1 protein-coding gene is annotated in these 312 nt (G+C 44.6%); it reads left to right on the forward strand.

Translation table 11 applies throughout. The features are described from left to right. Positions 1–312 (forward strand): hypothetical protein (locus N7659_RS08140; RefSeq protein WP_263276629.1); only part of this gene is annotated, 312 nt, incomplete at both ends.

Below are 312 nucleotides of genomic sequence, written 5' to 3' on the forward strand. Positions count from 1 at the left end.
TTGTTACTTTCCAACCAAACTTAGATTTTGTTGGTACACCAGATGCTGTTAAAATTCAAGCTAAAGATAAGAATGGCACTTCAGTAGAAACAACTTATACCCCAACAGTAGAAAAAGTGACTCCAACGGGAGCAGACGCTACATCAACAGGTAAACAGGGTCAAGTCCAAAGTGCGACCCCAGTGTTCACGGCAGGTGACCCACTTGTACCGATGGATGATAATGTTGCAGCCACCTTTGACGATGGTAGCACAACTAAGACTATTGACGGTGAGGGTACCTACACTGTTGCACAAGACGGTACTGTCACTT

Origin of the sequence: Streptococcus sp. CSL10205-OR2, assembly GCF_025660655.1 — a bacterium.
In the GTDB taxonomy this organism is placed as follows: domain Bacteria; phylum Bacillota; class Bacilli; order Lactobacillales; family Streptococcaceae; genus Streptococcus.